Here is a 15421-nt window from a genome sequence, read left to right on the forward strand (position 1 = left end):
TTTTTTACGCTTGCGCCGTGGCGGCCTTCTGTCTTGCATGCGCCGGGGTCTGGGTCCTGGCTGGCACTGGCTGGGCCTTGCTGGCTGGATCGGCGAGCTTCTTCTGCGTCGCCGGCTTCCTTCGTCGAGGGCTGATCAGTGATTAAAAGCCTATCCCAAGCGTTGGGGGCTGCTGCGGTTAAGCCCTCAGCCAGTATGAGCGAATGGTTTGGCAAGACCGTCAAGCTATCGGATGGCGGATTCTGGGGTGCTTTCCTCGGCGCGTCTTCCAGCAGTGGGAAGTCGGTCAGCGTGGACAAGGCGCTGCGCCTTTCCACGGTGTGGGCCTGTGTTCGTATTATCTCGACCTCCGTCGCTGGCTTGCCGCTCAGTATCTACAAGCGGATGCCGGATGGGAGTCGTGAGAGTGCGCGGGACTTTCCACTGTACGACGTGGTGCATACCAGCCCGAACGAGGATATGGCTGCTTTCCATTTTTGGCAGGCGGTAGTTGCCTCGATGCTGCTTTGGGGAAACGCTTATTGCGAGATACATCGCTCTGCCGGTCGTGTCATCGCGTTGGACTTTCTGATGCCCTCGCGGGTCGAGCTAGAGTTCGATGACGATGGCCGACTGAGGTACTACTTCAGGCCGCGGAAGGGGGCGCGACGGGAGATCGAGCGACAGAATATGTTGCACATCCCGGCTTTTAGCCTGGATGGCAGGGTTGGTCTTTCCGCCATTCGCTACGGGGCGGACGTGTTCGGCGCGGCGATGTCAGCAGATGACGCCGCAAATAGCACCTTCCGTAACGGCATGATGCCTACGGTGGCTTTTTCGGTAGACAAGACGCTGAACCCCGCACAGCGTGTTGAGTTTCGCGAGTACGTCAAGACGATCTCCGGGGCTTTGAATGCCGGCAAAAGCCCAGTTCTTGAGCAAGGGGTGAAGCCTGAAATGATTGGCATCAACCCTGCGGATGCGCAGCTGCTCGAATCGAGAGGGCATAGCATCGAGGAAATCTGCCGGTGGTTCGGCGTACCACCCTGGATGGTGATGAAAACCGACAAGGGCAGTAATTGGGGGACTGGTCTGGAGCAGCAGCAGATTGCTTTTCTGACCTACTGCATCATGTCCTACACCGCTCCGATTGAGCAGTGTGTGAACAAGTGGTGCATGACAGCAGTGGACCGGATCACCTTCTACTCGGAGTTCTCGCTGGAGGCGTTCCTGCGTGCAGACAGCTCCGGGCGGGCATCCTATCTCAGCACCATGGGACAAAACGGCTACATGACCCGCAATGAGGGCCGGCGCAAGGAGAATCTTCCGAGCATGCCCGGCGGGGACGTGCTCACTGTTCAATCCAACCTGGTACCGCTTGATCAACTTGGCAAGCAAAACGACGGGCACGCGGCTCGTGACGCCCTGAAAGCATGGCTGCAGGAAGGCGGCAGCAACCCTCGGGAGTAACCCATGAAACACAAAATTCAGTCTCGCGGCCTGCGCAGCGAGATAAGCCCGCGCGCGCTCGAAAAATGGAATCCTGCGATCCAGGCTGCCGTAGAGAGCACCTCGGACACCATCACAATCTACGGCGTCATTGGCGAGGATTGGTACGGCGAGGGTGTGACCTTGAGTCGGATCGATAGTGCTCTGCGTGCCATCGGCGACAAGGATGTGACGGTTTACATCAACTCGCCAGGTGGCGACATGTTCGAGGGCATCGCCATCTACAACCGTCTGCTTGAGCACAAGCACAGGGTCACCACCAAGGTTCTCGGCATGGCCGCCAGTGCCGCCTCGATCATCTACCTGGCTGGCTCGGACCGGCAGGTAGCCAGCAGCGCATTTCTGATGATCCACAACTGCTGGACCTGGTTAGCCGGTAATCGCCATTACCTGCGCGCCGTAGCGGACGATATGCAGGAGTTCGATGCTGCAATGGCCGACCTCTATGCCGAAACCAGCGGCCAGTCTGCCGCCGATATGGCAGAGCTGATGGACGACGAAACCTACATCCGCGGCAAGCGGGCGGTGGAGCTTGGATTGGCCACCGGCCTGCTTTCGTCGAGCGAGATCGCGGAGCGGGAGACGACGGAGTCCACTCAAGCAAATGCGCTTAAAGCCATGGACGTGGCACTGGCCAAGGCGGGCATGACCCGCTCAGAGCGCCGCGAGCTTTTCGCCAATTTCAAGTCCGGTATGCCTCGCGCTACCGGCGGGGGTACGCATAACGCTGCCCCGACCGATAAGCCCCGCGCTGTCGCGCCAGACCTCTCCGCCTCACTGAGCGCGGCAACCAATCTCCTCAATTCTCTGAAAGGAAAGTGACAATGGACTTTGAAGCCCAAGTCAAAGAACTCAACGCCAGCCTCAAGGGCATTGGCGACCAGATCAAAAACCAGGCCGAGGCGACCGAAAAGCAGCTCAAAGCTTCTGGCGAGATGAGCGCTGAAACGAAGGCGAAGGTCGACGAACTGCTGGTCAAGCAGGGTGAGCTTCAGGCGCGTCTGGGCGAGGCTGAGCAGAAGCTTGTAAATGCAAGCCGGGATCGCAATCACCAGGAGGAGCCCCAGAAGTCGGTTGGCGCTCTGGTGATCGAGAGCGACGAAATGAAGGATATGAACTCGTCCTTCCGTGGTTCGCGCCGCGTGTCGGTGCCGCGTGCAGCCATCACTACCGCGACCGGCGGTGACTTGGTCGCCCCGCAACGCCTTGCGGGTGTCGTCGCGCCGCCTCAACGCCGGCTGACCATCCGCGACCTGGTGGCGCCGGGCACCACGGAATCGAACTCCATCGAGTACATCCGCGAGACAGGCTACACCAACAACGCGCGGACGGTGGCAGAGGGTACCGCGAAGCCATATTCCGATATCACCTTTGCTCTGGCTACCGCGAACGTCCGCACCATTGCCCACCTGTTCAAGGCGAGCCGGCAGATGCTGGACGATGCAAAGGCCTTGCAGAGCTACATCGACGCCCGAGCCCGTTACGGTCTACTGATGGCCGAGGAGGCGCAGCTGCTCTACGGCAACGGTACCGGTGCCAACCTGCAGGGCCTGATGACCGTCGCCCAGCTGTATGCCGCGCCTAGTGGCGTAACCGTCGTCGGCGAGCAGCGTATCGACAGGCTGCGTCTGGCGCTGCTCCAGGCCGAACTGGCCGAGTTCCCCTCGGACGGGATCGTGCTGAACCCTATCGACTGGGCAGCAATCGAGCTGACCAAGGATGGTGAGGGTCGCTACATCATCGGCCAGCCGCAAGAAGGCACCAGTGCCAAGCTCTGGAACCGTCCGGTGGTGTCGACCCAGGCTATGACGCAGGACGACTTCCTGGTGGGCGCGTTCAAGCTCGGCGCACAGATCTACGACCGCATGGAAATCGAAGTGTTGATCTCGACTGAGAACGACAAGGACTTCGAAAACAATATGGCGTCCATCCGAGCCGAGGAGCGCCTGGCGTTTGCCATCTACCGCGAAGAGGCCTTCGTCACTGGGCCTCTCACCGGAACGCCTTAAACAATCCGTAGCGAGGCGTCAGCAATGGCGCCTAACAGGAGAATATTCATGGCACGCAAGATCACCACACAGTCAGCCGGCCAGTCGGAAGCCTCCACGGCGCAAGCTTCGAAGTCCGCTGATGCTCAACCTGGCAGTCCGGAGCCCTCTGCTGCCGAGCTGAGCTTGCCGCTCGGCTCGGCAGGTGAAACCAAAATCGAAACCGTGGCCAGTGGCGCCGATGGTGCCGGCGTCACTGATCTGACCGTGCCAGTCGAAGATGCGGCGGCTGGTCAGGTAGTCGCCGGGGCCGCGGCAGCTGGTTCCGAGACCCCGCTTAACAAAGGTTTCCCTGAAACTGGCGGCTCAACGGCAGGCGAGTCCACCGATGTTGATGCAGCCGACACAGGTGGCATTGATCCGGACAGTGTTCACGCTGACGCTGACGCTGACGCTGACGAGGATGCCAGTGTCGATACCGGCGTGGAGTCGCCGGCCAACGCCAACCCTCTGGCCGTGCAGATCTATCCGCTGCGCTCTTACATGGATGCAGGCGAGCTGCGTCGGCGGGGAGGGGCTGCTTATACGGCGCCTCGGCGACACGCCGAGGATCTGGTGCAAAGGAAGCTGGCATCTTTCGAGCCGCTTGAGGATTGAGCGATGCCGGTTATCAGTATGCAAATTGCTCGGCACCATCTTCGGGATCCCGAAGACGATGACGAGTATCTTGAGCTTCTGGTAGAGGCGGCCGAAGGTCAGGCAATGGACTATTTGAACCGCCGCTTTTACGCCGATCAGCAATCGTTGGATGCGGCGATCGCCGCAGGCGAGGCCGGAGACTTTCCGATGCTCAGCAATAAGCAGATCAAGGCTGCCTGCCTCCTGATCCTGGGTCATCTCTACGCAAACCGTGAAGATGTTGTGACCGGCACTATCGCTACCGCGATGCCTAGAGGGTCTGAAGCGCTGCTGACTCCCCATCGTATCGGGTGGGGGGTATGAGGGCCGGACCGCTCAGGAATCGCTGCCGACTTACCAGGAGTGAGCGAGTCCAGAATGATACGGGCGGCTACGACCAGGTCTGGGTCGAGGCCGGCGAAATCTGGGCGGAAGTTACCCTGCCTACCGGTCGCGTATCTCCAGTAGCTGAGCAGCTCCAGGCTGTGGTCAGCGCCGAGATCCGCATCAGGCCTCGTTCAGATATCGCCGCCGGCTGGCGGCTTACCGAGAAACGCAGCGGCGTTACCTACAAGGTCGAGGCAGTGCTGCCCAACAACGATCGGGACATGCTGCGCCTTCTGTGCTCCAGTGTCCCCAATCCATGAGGTGAACCATGAAGATTCGTGCATTGGGCGTGCTTACCGGTGCTTCCGGAGATCGCGCGAAGGGCGAGGAGTTTGTCGTCGACAAGGAGTACGGGGAGGGCTTGGTCACCCGCGGTTATGCCGAAGAAGTTGTCGAGGCAGCCGCCGACAAGCCGGCCCGCCCGGCAAAACCCGAAAGCGCCAAGGAGTAGGTCATGGCCAGGCGCTCGAGTATCCGAGGCGACATCCGGTTGCGCCGGACCCTTCGGGCCATCCACAAGACCATGGACAACGAGCTCAGGCCGGCGGTTGAGCGGTCAGCGGATCGGATACTCGCCACCCAGAGGCAACTGATCCCCAAGGACACTGGGGCGGCAGCTGCTGCGCTGAGGGTCTATGTCTCGCCCAGCGGCCTGGATGCTCAGGTCGGTATTCGAGGTAAGCGTGACAATCGTCGGTTCTTCTACCTGCGCTTCCTAGAGTTCGGCACCAAGGGCTATTCCGGGTCGATGTACCGGCGGGCTGATGCCAGTGCGGTTGGCGGAGCTCATACCACCAACCGCGACAAATCGAAACTGCGGCAGCCGCGCGGAACTAAGAACAAATCCGATGGGACGAGCTTCTTCGGCAAGTACCCCGATGTTCCGGCCCGGCCAGCCCACCCATGGATACGACCCTCGATCGATGTGAACAGGGAGTTCGTGCTGGCTGACATTGAGGCGGCGGTCCGCCTGACCCTGCGGAAGGCTGCCCGAGGATTCGAAAATGGCTGATCCATCTGTAGCGCTGCAGAAAGCTCTATTCGCCAGGCTGCGCGCCGAGGTGAGCTGTCCGATCTACGATGGCGCGGACATCAACACCCCGAAGCCCTACGTGTCCATCGACCGCGAGATCTCGACGAACATCAGCCCCATCGCCGGCCGCAAGCGGCAGCAGCGCCTGCTGTATCTGTCCGTCTGGTCTGATGCGGTAGGCCAGGCTGAGGTCAAGCGCATCAACGGCGAGGTCGCCGCCGCGCTGGATGAGCGCCGGCTGCCGCTCGAAGTTGGCCGTGCCGTATCGGTCCGGGTTGAGCAGGTCGGCGCCCAGCGCGATGCCGACGGCATCACTTACCAGGGCTCGATCACAGTCCGCGTCATCACCACCCACTGAATCACCTAATGGCCGCGCCGCGGCTCAATCCAATGTGCCTTTGGAGGAACCCCTATGGCCGATGACAACCTCAACACAGCCGCCGGCTGCCGTCTTTTCATTGGCGGCAAGACCGGCGCTGAAACCAAGGCCGAGTACGAGGCCGACACCTACGTTCGCGTTGGCGAGATCGAAGACTTGGGTGAATTCGGTGACACCTTCAGCAGCGTGACTTTCACCTCGCTGGAGGATGGCCGTGTGCGCAAGTACAAGGGCACCGCTGACGCAGGCGACCTCACGGTCACCGTCGGTCTGGACAACGGCGATGCCGGTCAGAACGCCGTGAAGACTGCTCACAAGGATCGTAGCAAGGGTGACTACAACATCAAGATCACCCTCAACGATGGTGATCCGGATGCTACACCGGTGATCGCGCCGACCACCTTCTACCTGCGCGGAAAGGTGATGAACAACACTGTCGCCCCGGGTGCGGCCGACAACGTTGTTCGCCGCAACGTGACCATCGGTATCAACTCCGAGATCCTGGAGCTGCTGCCAGCAGCCGTAACCCCATAACCACCGAGGCAGCCCATGAGCGAAGCTTTGCACGGCACCGTCACTCTGGTGATTGGCGCCCGAACCTACACCTTGCAGCCCACGCTCGAAGCGGCGCTGCGCATTGAAAGCCACTTCGGCGGCCTGCGCGGTGCGCTGGAGTCGATGCGGATGCTGAGCATCGGCTCCAGTGCTGAGGTCGTCCTTGCCGGCGCCGGCCTGGGGCGAGACCAGCACGCTGTCGTTGCCTCCGAGATCTTCCGCTCTGGCGTAGCCTCGGTGGCCGGCAAGCTGACCGAGTACATCACCCTCCTCCTGAATCCGGTCCCGCCGAGCGTGGCCGAGCGGGGAAAGGCCGAGGCGGTCAGCACAGCGCAGTGAGAAACGGGAGCTACGTCGATTATCTGTTCGGCGTGGCTACCGGCTGGCTCGGCTGGCCGCCGGAAACTGCCTGGAAGACGCCGATCCCCCAAATCATGATCGCCCTGGACGCGCGCCTGGATTGGATGGGGCGCGGCCATGCGCAACAGCAGCCAGCCACCCAGAAGAGGGCCAGCGTGTCCGATCGCCTTAAGGCCTTCCTGCGGGGGCGAGGGCAGTAGTCAATAGCGTCAATTGCCGGATAGAGAAATGGCCGACCAACAAATTCAGGGCATGCTGGTCCAGATCGAGGCCACCACCGCCCAGCTGCGCCGAGAGCTCGCCGAGGGCGATCGGGTTGTCGCCCGCACTACGCAGTCCATGGATCGTAACCTGGCCAAGGTTGATTCGGCCTTCGATAGCACTGGAAGCGCAGCCCAGCAGGCCGGCGCGTTGATCCGGGGCGCATTCGCAGCAGTGGCCGGTGCCGGCCTGGTGGGCGGTATCATCCGGCAGGTGGATGCATACGGCCAGATGGCCGACCGGATGAAGGCTGCCGCTGGCGGCGCGGGCGAGTACCAGGTGGTGCAAGAGCACCTGCTCCAGACCGCCAACGAAACCTACCGCCCGCTGGCCGAGGCGCAAGAGCTTTACATCCGTACGGCAGACGTCATGCGAAGCCTGGGCTTCAACACCCAGCAGACGCTCGATATCACCGATTCCTTCAGCTTCCTTCTGGTGACCAATGCCGCTTCCGCTGACAAGGCCGGTTCTGCCCTGGACTCCTACTCCAAGGCCCTCCAGACCGGAAAGCTTGAGGCTGATGACTGGGTTTCGATCCAGCAGGCCATGCCGACCGTCGTGCAGGCCATCGCCAGTGCAACCGGCAAGAGCGCGGAAGAGGTTCGCAAGCTCGGCGTGGAGGGCAAGCTCTCAATTGAAACGCTGAACGCCGGCCTGCTGAATACCGTCGATACCAACCGCAAAGCTGCGGCGGAGATGTCGACCAGCGTCCAAGACGCAATGGTGAATATCGGCAATGCCATCAGTGTCTTTCTTGGCAAAACAGAGGAAAGCACCGGCGTAGTGGGCGGCCTGGCGGCTGTTCTGGTTACTGTGGCTGACAACATCGGCACTGTGGCCGCCGTGATGGGTGGCGCTGGTGCTGCGGCGATCACCCTATACGTCGCCAAGGCCGGTCTTGCCTTGAAGGCTGCTCTTGCCCAGCGTGCTGCCGATATTCAGGCGGCCCAATCCGCCTTGCGCGCCGCCGACGCCCAGCGCATCTATGCCCAGGCGCAGATTCAGCAGGCCCAAGCATCACTCGCAGCAGCAACCGGCATGCAGCGTCTTTCGCTCGTACAGGCGCAGTTGATTCCGAAGCAGGCGGTGCTGAAGGCCTCAACCGATGCGCTGGCCATTGCCCAGGCCAATCTCACTCGCGTGACGACAGGCGGCCTTCTTGCCGCGCTTGGTGGCCCGATGGGGCTGGCGATCCTCGCCGGCACCGCGGCGGCCAGCTTCCTTCTGCTGGGTGGAAATGCCGATAAGGCCAGCGTCAGCATGGAGGACATGCAGAAGCCGGTCGCGCAGCTGCGCGAGGAGTTCGGCAAGCTCAATCGTGACCAGCGCGAAGCCTCGCTGGTGAAGTGGAAGCAGGAGCAGATTACTGCTGCCGACCAGGTCAAGGATGCCTATGGCGACCTGGCCCAGGCCATCCGTTCGGCGGTCGTGACGGCCCCGGCGCGTGACTCTGGCGGGCGATACAGTCAGCAGTTGAGCGACTTCCAGGAGGTGGTCGCCAAGCTCGGCGAGGCCCGCAAGGCTGGCGGTGATCTATCTCCGATTCTTCAGGAGGTCGGTGATCGCCTGAAGATCGCGCCGGCGACAGTGCAGCAATGGGTCACCCAGGCCGGGGCCGTCAGCGATGCGGACCAGCGCTCCCGGCTGATCGCGGAAACCCTGCGGGTCCTGACCGGCGTCACGGAAGAGAACACTGTCGCGACCGGTGCCAACAACGCCGCTAAGGCGGGCATGTCCAGCGCCGGCCAGACCTACCTGGACACGCTGCAAAAGCAACTCGCCGGGCTGCAAGACAATGGCGATGCCGTGAAGGCTGCAAACCGGCACATCGCCGAGAACGCCGAGCTTACCGAGACGGATCGTCAGGCGATTCTCTCGGCGGCCAATGCCATCGAATCCCAGAAGAAGGCGAACAAGGATGCGCAGGACGCCAGCAAGGACCGCACCAAGTCGCTCAAGGATGAGCTGAAAGCCCTTGATGCCATCATCGACCGCGCGCTGCCGGAGAAAAAGCGCCTGGAGGATTTGGCCGAAGGGGTGAAGGGACTGCGCAAGGCGCACGCAGAAGGCAAGGTCACCGCCGCCGAGATGGAGCTCGGCATCAAGAACCTGAACCAGGCCTACGGCGAAGACACCATCCAGAAGCGGGTGCAGGAGGAGCAGAAGCTGGCGGAGATTCGCCGGAGCAGCGCAGAGGCATACCGCAAGTCCATGGAGGTCGTGCTCCAGGCGCGGCAGGACGCTATCGATGCCGATGTCACCGGGGTCGGTCTTGGCGACAACGAGCGTGAGCAGGCCGACCGGCTGAACGCTGTGCGAGTCAAGTACGCCGAGGCTCGGCGGGCTCTTGAGGAACAGCAGGAAGATGCCTCGCGGCGCCTTGGGCAGACGGCATACCAGCAGCGTTTGGCTGACCTGGCCGAGTATCAGGCCCGCGAGATGCAGATGGAGGTCGATGGGTACGACGCGCGCCTGGCCGCCCAGGGCAACTACCGGAATGGCGCTCGCCGCGCCTGGCAGAACATTCAGGCCGATGCCGCCGATGTCGCCGGGGCTTCCGATGACATGCTCACCACCGGCTTCAACACAGCGCGCGACTCCATCGCTGAATTCGCTCGTACCGGCAAGGCTAGTTTCAAGGACTTCGCGAGCAGCGTCATTGCGGACATGGCCAGGATCGCCAGTCAACAGGCCGCCAGTTCTCTGCTGAGCGGCCTGGTGGGCATGGGGATTTCGGCTGCTGGCTCCTACTTCGGCGGTGGAGCGACTTCCGCCGGCTCAACCCAGGCGGGCTACAGCCCTGAAATCATCGACGCCTGGGCAGCAACCCAAGCCAAGGGCGGCGCCTGGTACGGCGGTGTGCAGAAGTTCGCCAAGGGCGGCGCTTTCACCAACTCCATCGTCAACACCCCGACAGCGTTTGGCATGAGCGGAGGTCAGTCAGGGCTGATGGGAGAGGCCGGTCCTGAGGCCATCATGCCGCTGGCCAGGGGCTCGGACGGGTCGCTGGGAGTGCGAATGGTGGGCGGCGCGACTGGTGGCACCACCGTGCAGATCAATGCGCCCGTGGCGATTACAGTCGAGGACCGCAGTTCGGACGGTATGGAACTTGATGCAGCCGCGCTGCAGCAGAACATGGAGAGGGGGATGCGCTCGGTTGCTGACAAGGCGATTGCTGATTCCTGGCGGCCCGGAGGAACCAGCCACCGAAATGTGAACGGGAGGAGTTGATGGCAATCGAGACGTTCACCTGGGAACCCGACGACGAGGCGACCTCGGACGGGACCTTCCGGGTCCGCAAATCCAAGTTCGGCGACGGCTATGTACAGACCAGTGGCGACGGACTCAACAGCGAGGAGGATCCCTGGTCGCTCACGTTTGGCGGTACCGAGGAGGAGGTGGCGCCGATCCTGGACTTTGTCCGCCGGCATGGCGGCTATCGGTCTTTCCTTTGGACGCCACCGGGCGATGACCTCGGCATGTACCAATGCCCGACGTTCCGGCGGCAGCGCAGGCCGGGAGGGATCGTCACTCTTTCACTCAGCTTCGAAAGGGCCTATCACCCATGAGCTTTGTCGCGCAGATTCAAAAGCTGGAGCCTGGCTCGGAGATCATGCTGTTCGAGCTGGACGGCAGCGACTTCGGCGCGGATATCCTGCGCTTCCACGGGCACTCGATCCCGCACACCGCCGACGAGCTTCGCGCCGCCGGTACCGATGCCGATCAGCTTCCGGCCAAGTCGATCTGGTGGCAGGGCGAGGAATACGGCGCCTGGCCCATCCAGATCGAGGGGATCGAGGCGAATTCGGACGGTACAGCCGTCCGGCCCCGGGTGTCGGTGGGTAATGTCACAGGCCGGATAACTGCCTTGTGCCTTGCCTTCGACGACCTGCTGGAGTTCAAGCTGACCATTCGCCATACGCTGGGGCAGTTCCTGGATGCTGAGAATTTCCCGGGCGGCAACGTCGATGCCGACCCTACCCAGGAAAGCATCGAGATCTGGTTCATCGACCAGAAGGTGTCGGAAAACGGTGAGCAAGTGAGCTGGGAGCTGGCCAGCCCCGGGGATGTGGGCGGAGAAACCATTGGCCGGCAGATGACGCAGCTTTGCCACTGGGCAATGACCAACGGATACCGCGGCCCTGACTGTGGTTACACCGGGCCCTACTACGACATGGACGGCAACCCGACTGATGACCCCGCGAAGGACCAGTGCAACGGCTGTCTCGACAGCGGCTGTATCGTCCGCCATGGCGCTGGTAACCCTATCCCCTTCGGCGGCTTCCCCGCCGTTTCCCTGATCGCCAGGAGCTGATGATGCTGAAGCACATCCTTGCCGCCATGCAGCAGCACGCCGCGGCAGAGTACCCGCGCGAGTGCTGTGGATTGCTGCTGGCGGTCGGGCGCAAGCAGGTCTACTTCCCGTGCACTAATACGGCTACCGAGCCGACCGAGGAGTTCCGGATTGCCCCGGAGCAGTACTCCGAGGCGGAAGACCGGGGCCAGGTGATCGGCATCGTGCACTCGCACCCGGATGCCGCCAGCAGGCCCTCGCCGCGCGACCTGGCTATGTGCGAGGCCACGGGATTGCCCTGGCACATCCTGTCCTGGCCGGAGGGCGATCTGCGCACCATCACCCCGACCGGCGACACGCCGCTGCTCGGCAGGCCATTCGTGCACGGCGCATGGGACTGTTGGCAGATCTGCGCAGACTGGTATGCACGGGAGTGGGGGCTTGAGTTCCCAGCCTACGCGCGGGAAGAGGGGTGGTGGGAGAGAGCGGAAGGCCCGAGCCTCTATGAGCAGGCCTACGAGGCTGCCGGATTTCAGCAGGTCAGCCAGCCACAGCGCGGCGACATGATCGTCATGGCCGTGGGGCGCACTGCGCACCCGAATCATGCTGGTATCTACCTCGGTGCAGATCCGGCTCTGCCAGGCGAGCAGACCGAGGTGTTCGGCCCTGGCCCATTCCTTCTGCACCACCTGTACGGCAGACCCTCGGAGATCATAGTTTTCGGCGGGCCTTGGCTCGAACGTACACGGTTTGCCCTGCGTCATCGACGCTCGCATTGAGATACGCTATTGCGAGCAAACCACCTGTGGACGGGGGAGCCAATGATTTATGGACTATGCTGTGCTACGACTCTGATGCTAGATTGGCTTTAAACTATTTTGGCCGCACCTGATATAGTTCGTTACTCAGGTTTTGGAGCATGGATTCAGTGAGTGGAGAAGGCGGTTTTTGGGATATCGGGCCCCATGATCCCATAAATGTTGAGCATGCTTGGCGAGAGTTTGTGCGCTTGGCTGATGGGTATGTTGTAGAGGATTTAGTTCCTGAGCCAAGAAACTTTCAAAATGCTGATTTCTTTTTTCCTAAAATACCGACAGTGGTAGAGTTAAAAGAGATTGTGACGGAGTTTGAGAAGTCAGCATCCTTTCAAAAAGGTATGGTGCCACTCCTTAAGAGGGCTGCTGAGGAGCAGCCAGGCTGGTTGCCCTTCAATGCTGACGATGATTATCCATGTCCTGCTTGGTTTTCAGATGAAGTAATTCGATTATTTCGACCTCCCATCTCTCGGATTCTTAAGAAGGCGAATGGTCAGATAAAGCAGACAAAGTTGCACTTTGGTGCTTCTGATTCAACTGGGATTCTGGTTCTTGTTAATGACGGTTTTACTGCACTTGAGCCTCATTTTGTAAGAGATCTTGCAAGGAGTCTGTTAATGACTTCATATTCCTCAATTGACTGCTTTATATACGCAACTGTGAATCGTTATGTGCAGGTGAATGATTCTGATGTGCCAAGACTGCTTTGGATGCCGTATTATAGTGAGCGCGCCCCAGATGATTTTCATCGATTTGTAGATGACCTTGGGCGTAGATGGTTTGCATTTCTGGATACAAAGATCGGAGGTTTCACTGAACCGTCATGGGAAGTTTCGCGAGATTCTGATTGCGATGTTTCTCTTCAATTCCGAGCAATCGTGCCGCCGAGAGATGAATAGTCCAGCTAAGCGCCGGGCTTTCTGAGTTTGGTTTTTCACCTAGCGGCAAGCACACAGTGGTCGAATAGCTCTTGGTGTTTGGTTATTGAACTTAGGACATCGTCGTAATGTGAGAGCATGTCGAGGACTATATGGCGAGATCGGGAGTGGATGGGCATCCCAACTGGAGGCGGTTCATCAACGATCTTGTACTCGGATAGGGTTGGCATCCCGCGGAATCGGTCAATGAGAAGGACGCGTACGCTCATCAAAGCATGAGGGCCCTAAGGCTTCATAGATTTTTTGGTCAGCTTTGCATGCCAAGCACTCCTCGTTGCAGCGTAGAAAGCACGTTTACGGTGTAAGACAGGATATGGATGCCCTAGATATAAATGCTGATTTCTAACGCTAATGAAAAACGATGACCTCTGCTCTGGCGGATTGAAATCGCAGCTACGCTCTCATGGTGGCTATAAGCCACTCATGACAAGGAGCGTAGCATGAGATACTTAATTCTAGCGTTTTGCCTAACGCCGTTGACGGGATGCTTTCAGCAGATTGCGCAGCCAAGCGATATAACCTTGGTTGATGCAATGACTCAAGTGGGTCAAGGCCTCAGCGCTATGCGACAAGCCCAGGGGGACGTCAAAACAGGGCTGATTGCTGAATCTGCTGAGGTGACATTTAGAATTGCTGCTGATGCAAAGAACGGGGGAAAACTAAAGGTTGATCTTTCCGCCCCTGCCGTCAGTGATGGTGTCGGTGTAGGTGGCGAGCTATCAGGGGAGCGCTCATCTTCGCGATCCAATACGGTGACAGTGAAGTTCAAGAATGTTCTAGTGTTGCCTAAGGACTCGGTGGGGTACGCCGTGGCAGCGGCCCAGGTAGGATTTGTTCTTGATGGTGCGGCAGCTAAACCAGCTGCTCCCGCAGCACCAGGGGCTCCGGGTGCAGGTGCAGTTAAGCCGGCGGCCCCGGTGGCACCTCCGTCGTCACCAGTGATCTTGCTGCCTGGGGATGTTGCAGGTAGCTGGGTTCAGTCGATCGAGGCCACAGCGGCAGACAGGTGATTATCAACCTGTCTGAGGTCTAGCGAAGGAAATACTGGAGCTCTGGTCGCGACCTATTAATTCTCCAAGCAGTTGAAGCCAAACCCCGGTGCCCCACGGGGTTTCGTTGTTAAGGCGCTAAAATGCTAGATTCATACCTTTCTCAAGGAGGGTTCACATGCGATTTTTGATTTGCGCCGTAGGGATGGCGATGTTGGCGGGGTGTGCAACTTCACCCATTCCGGCGGAGCAAGCGGACCCGGTGCCGAGCTCCCGGTTGTTCGCCTTCCAGTCCTCGTCAAAAGATCAGGCAGTCATCGTGGTTACGAGAGACACTGGTTTTACAGGAGGCGGCTGCAACACCAAGGTCAGCATTGACGGTCGTCGCGCAGCAGAGATTGGTCCAGGTGAGACAGCAAAATTCTATGTGTCCCCCGGCGAGCGGATGCTCTCCGCCTCCTCCTGCGGAAGCGGCTTGAAAGAACGTGAGACCACCATCCAGTCAGGAGGTACGAAGCGATTCAGGATATCAATCGATTCAGCGATGAGTCTCGACTTGTCGCCGACAGCCTATTAACACAAGCCGCCTCCGGGCGGCTTTTTCTTACCTGGAGGAAGCATGGTGGCAACTGTTGCTCACTACTCTCCGATGACCATCATCAAGCTCTCTGGGTCGTTGGCGCAGAAGTTTGGCCGAACACACCGGAGGCAGATCGATAGTGGTCAGGCCTGGGAGGTTTTCAGGGCGCTGAAAGCCACGATTCAGGGCTTCGAAGCGGAGATCAGGCGCCTCGATGGACTTGGTTTGCGCTTCGCCGTGTTCCGTAATCGGAAGAACGTTGGTCTCGAGAGTTTCGAGCTGGGCGGCACTCGTGAGATTCGGATCGCGCCGGTGATTGCAGGTAGCAAGCGAGGGGGGATTCTTCAGACCATCATCGGCGCGGTAATGATCGTTGTGGGAACTTATAGCGGGCAGGCCTGGGCTGTTCAGGGGGGCGTGGCGCTGGTCGCTGGTGGGGTAATCCAGCTGCTCAGCCCCCAGGCCAAGGGACTGTCCCAAAGCGCCGCCCCGGAGAACCTGCCGAGCTACGCCTTCGGCTCAGCCAAGAACACCACGGCCAGCGGCAACCCGGTACCGATCTGCATCGGCAAGCGCCGGTGGGGCGGGGCAATCATTTCGGCTTCGATCTACGCCGAAGACAAAACCTGACTCGAACGCTACGAACCAGCCGCCTCCGGGCGGTTTTTTATTGCCT

General features: G+C 60.3%; 20 protein-coding genes. All 20 read left to right on the plus strand.

From position 1 onward, the window contains the following. The first annotated feature begins 138 nt into the window (after positions 1–138). The 20 genes from PSEMO_RS16525 (at position 139) to PSEMO_RS16615 (ending at position 15375) form a co-directional block, all read left to right on the plus strand. Positions 139–1449, plus strand: a complete 1311-nt coding sequence (locus PSEMO_RS16525; RefSeq protein WP_075804063.1) for a phage portal protein — start codon at positions 139–141, stop codon at positions 1447–1449. Between the two features lie 3 nt (positions 1450–1452). Beyond that, positions 1453–2310: a head maturation protease, ClpP-related gene (locus PSEMO_RS16530; RefSeq protein ID WP_075804064.1), complete on the plus strand. Its 858-nt coding sequence runs from the start codon at positions 1453–1455 to the stop codon at positions 2308–2310. Between the two features lie 2 nt (positions 2311–2312). Further along, positions 2313–3497, plus strand: a complete 1185-nt coding sequence (locus PSEMO_RS16535; RefSeq protein ID WP_075804065.1) for a phage major capsid protein — start codon at positions 2313–2315, stop codon at positions 3495–3497. 48 nt (positions 3498–3545) lie between these two features. After that, complete coding sequence (locus tag PSEMO_RS33515; protein ID WP_075804066.1) at positions 3546–4133, plus strand: hypothetical protein; 588 nt, start codon at positions 3546–3548, stop codon at positions 4131–4133. Between the two features lie 3 nt (positions 4134–4136). Next, positions 4137–4478, plus strand: a complete 342-nt coding sequence (locus tag PSEMO_RS16545; RefSeq protein ID WP_075804067.1) for a head-tail connector protein — start codon at positions 4137–4139, stop codon at positions 4476–4478. After that, complete coding sequence (locus tag PSEMO_RS16550) at positions 4475–4801, plus strand: phage head closure protein (protein ID WP_075804068.1); 327 nt, start codon at positions 4475–4477, stop codon at positions 4799–4801. Before PSEMO_RS16545 ends, PSEMO_RS16550 begins: the two co-directional genes overlap by 4 nt. Before the next feature lie 8 nt (positions 4802–4809). Further along, the gene (locus PSEMO_RS16555; protein ID WP_075804069.1) at positions 4810–4992 is read left to right on the plus strand and encodes a hypothetical protein; all 183 of its coding nucleotides are present in this window, start codon (positions 4810–4812) and stop codon (positions 4990–4992) included. Positions 4993–4995: 3 nt separating this feature from the next. After that, positions 4996–5553, plus strand: a complete 558-nt coding sequence (locus PSEMO_RS16560; RefSeq protein WP_075804070.1) for an HK97-gp10 family putative phage morphogenesis protein — start codon at positions 4996–4998, stop codon at positions 5551–5553. Then, entirely contained in the window at positions 5546–5932 is a 387-nt protein-coding gene (locus tag PSEMO_RS16565) for a DUF3168 domain-containing protein (RefSeq protein ID WP_075804071.1), read from the plus strand. The genes PSEMO_RS16560 and PSEMO_RS16565 overlap by 8 nt, the downstream gene beginning before the upstream one ends. A gap of 54 nt (positions 5933–5986) precedes the next feature. Beyond that, positions 5987–6487: a hypothetical protein gene (locus PSEMO_RS16570; RefSeq protein ID WP_075804072.1), complete on the plus strand. Its 501-nt coding sequence runs from the start codon at positions 5987–5989 to the stop codon at positions 6485–6487. Between the two features lie 15 nt (positions 6488–6502). Continuing rightward, positions 6503–6847, plus strand: a complete 345-nt coding sequence (locus tag PSEMO_RS16575; protein ID WP_075804073.1) for a hypothetical protein — start codon at positions 6503–6505, stop codon at positions 6845–6847. Next, positions 6844–7068 carry a hypothetical protein gene (locus PSEMO_RS34035; protein WP_075804074.1) on the plus strand — a complete coding sequence of 75 codons (225 nt, stop codon included), beginning with the start codon at positions 6844–6846 and terminating at the stop codon, positions 7066–7068. Before PSEMO_RS16575 ends, PSEMO_RS34035 begins: the two co-directional genes overlap by 4 nt. 28 nt (positions 7069–7096) lie before the next feature. Continuing rightward, positions 7097–10360 carry a phage tail tape measure protein gene (locus tag PSEMO_RS16585; protein WP_075804075.1) on the plus strand — a complete coding sequence of 1088 codons (3264 nt, stop codon included), beginning with the start codon at positions 7097–7099 and terminating at the stop codon, positions 10358–10360. Continuing rightward, entirely contained in the window at positions 10360–10698 is a 339-nt protein-coding gene (locus tag PSEMO_RS16590) for a phage tail protein (protein ID WP_075804076.1), read from the plus strand. The genes PSEMO_RS16585 and PSEMO_RS16590 overlap by 1 nt, the downstream gene beginning before the upstream one ends. Then, positions 10695–11444: a phage minor tail protein L gene (locus PSEMO_RS16595; protein ID WP_075804077.1), complete on the plus strand. Its 750-nt coding sequence runs from the start codon at positions 10695–10697 to the stop codon at positions 11442–11444. Before PSEMO_RS16590 ends, PSEMO_RS16595 begins: the two co-directional genes overlap by 4 nt. Before the next feature lie 2 nt (positions 11445–11446). After that, positions 11447–12202 carry a C40 family peptidase gene (locus PSEMO_RS16600; protein WP_075804078.1) on the plus strand — a complete coding sequence of 252 codons (756 nt, stop codon included), beginning with the start codon at positions 11447–11449 and terminating at the stop codon, positions 12200–12202. A gap of 140 nt (positions 12203–12342) precedes the next feature. Further along, positions 12343–13137, plus strand: a complete 795-nt coding sequence (locus PSEMO_RS32955) for a hypothetical protein (protein WP_075804079.1) — start codon at positions 12343–12345, stop codon at positions 13135–13137. 479 nt (positions 13138–13616) lie between these two features. After that, on the plus strand, positions 13617–14186 hold the full coding sequence (locus tag PSEMO_RS32960; RefSeq protein ID WP_144443585.1) for a hypothetical protein: 570 nt from the start codon (positions 13617–13619) through the stop codon (positions 14184–14186). Positions 14187–14343: 157 nt separating this feature from the next. Continuing rightward, entirely contained in the window at positions 14344–14742 is a 399-nt protein-coding gene (locus PSEMO_RS16610) for a DUF2846 domain-containing protein (protein ID WP_075804080.1), read from the plus strand. Positions 14743–14784: 42 nt separating this feature from the next. Beyond that, entirely contained in the window at positions 14785–15375 is a 591-nt protein-coding gene (locus tag PSEMO_RS16615) for a tail assembly protein (RefSeq protein ID WP_075804081.1), read from the plus strand. The last annotated feature ends 46 nt before the right edge of the window (positions 15376–15421 follow it).

The organism is Pseudomonas putida, assembly GCF_001941965.1.
Taxonomy (GTDB): Bacteria; Pseudomonadota; Gammaproteobacteria; order Pseudomonadales; family Pseudomonadaceae; genus Aquipseudomonas; species Aquipseudomonas putida_L.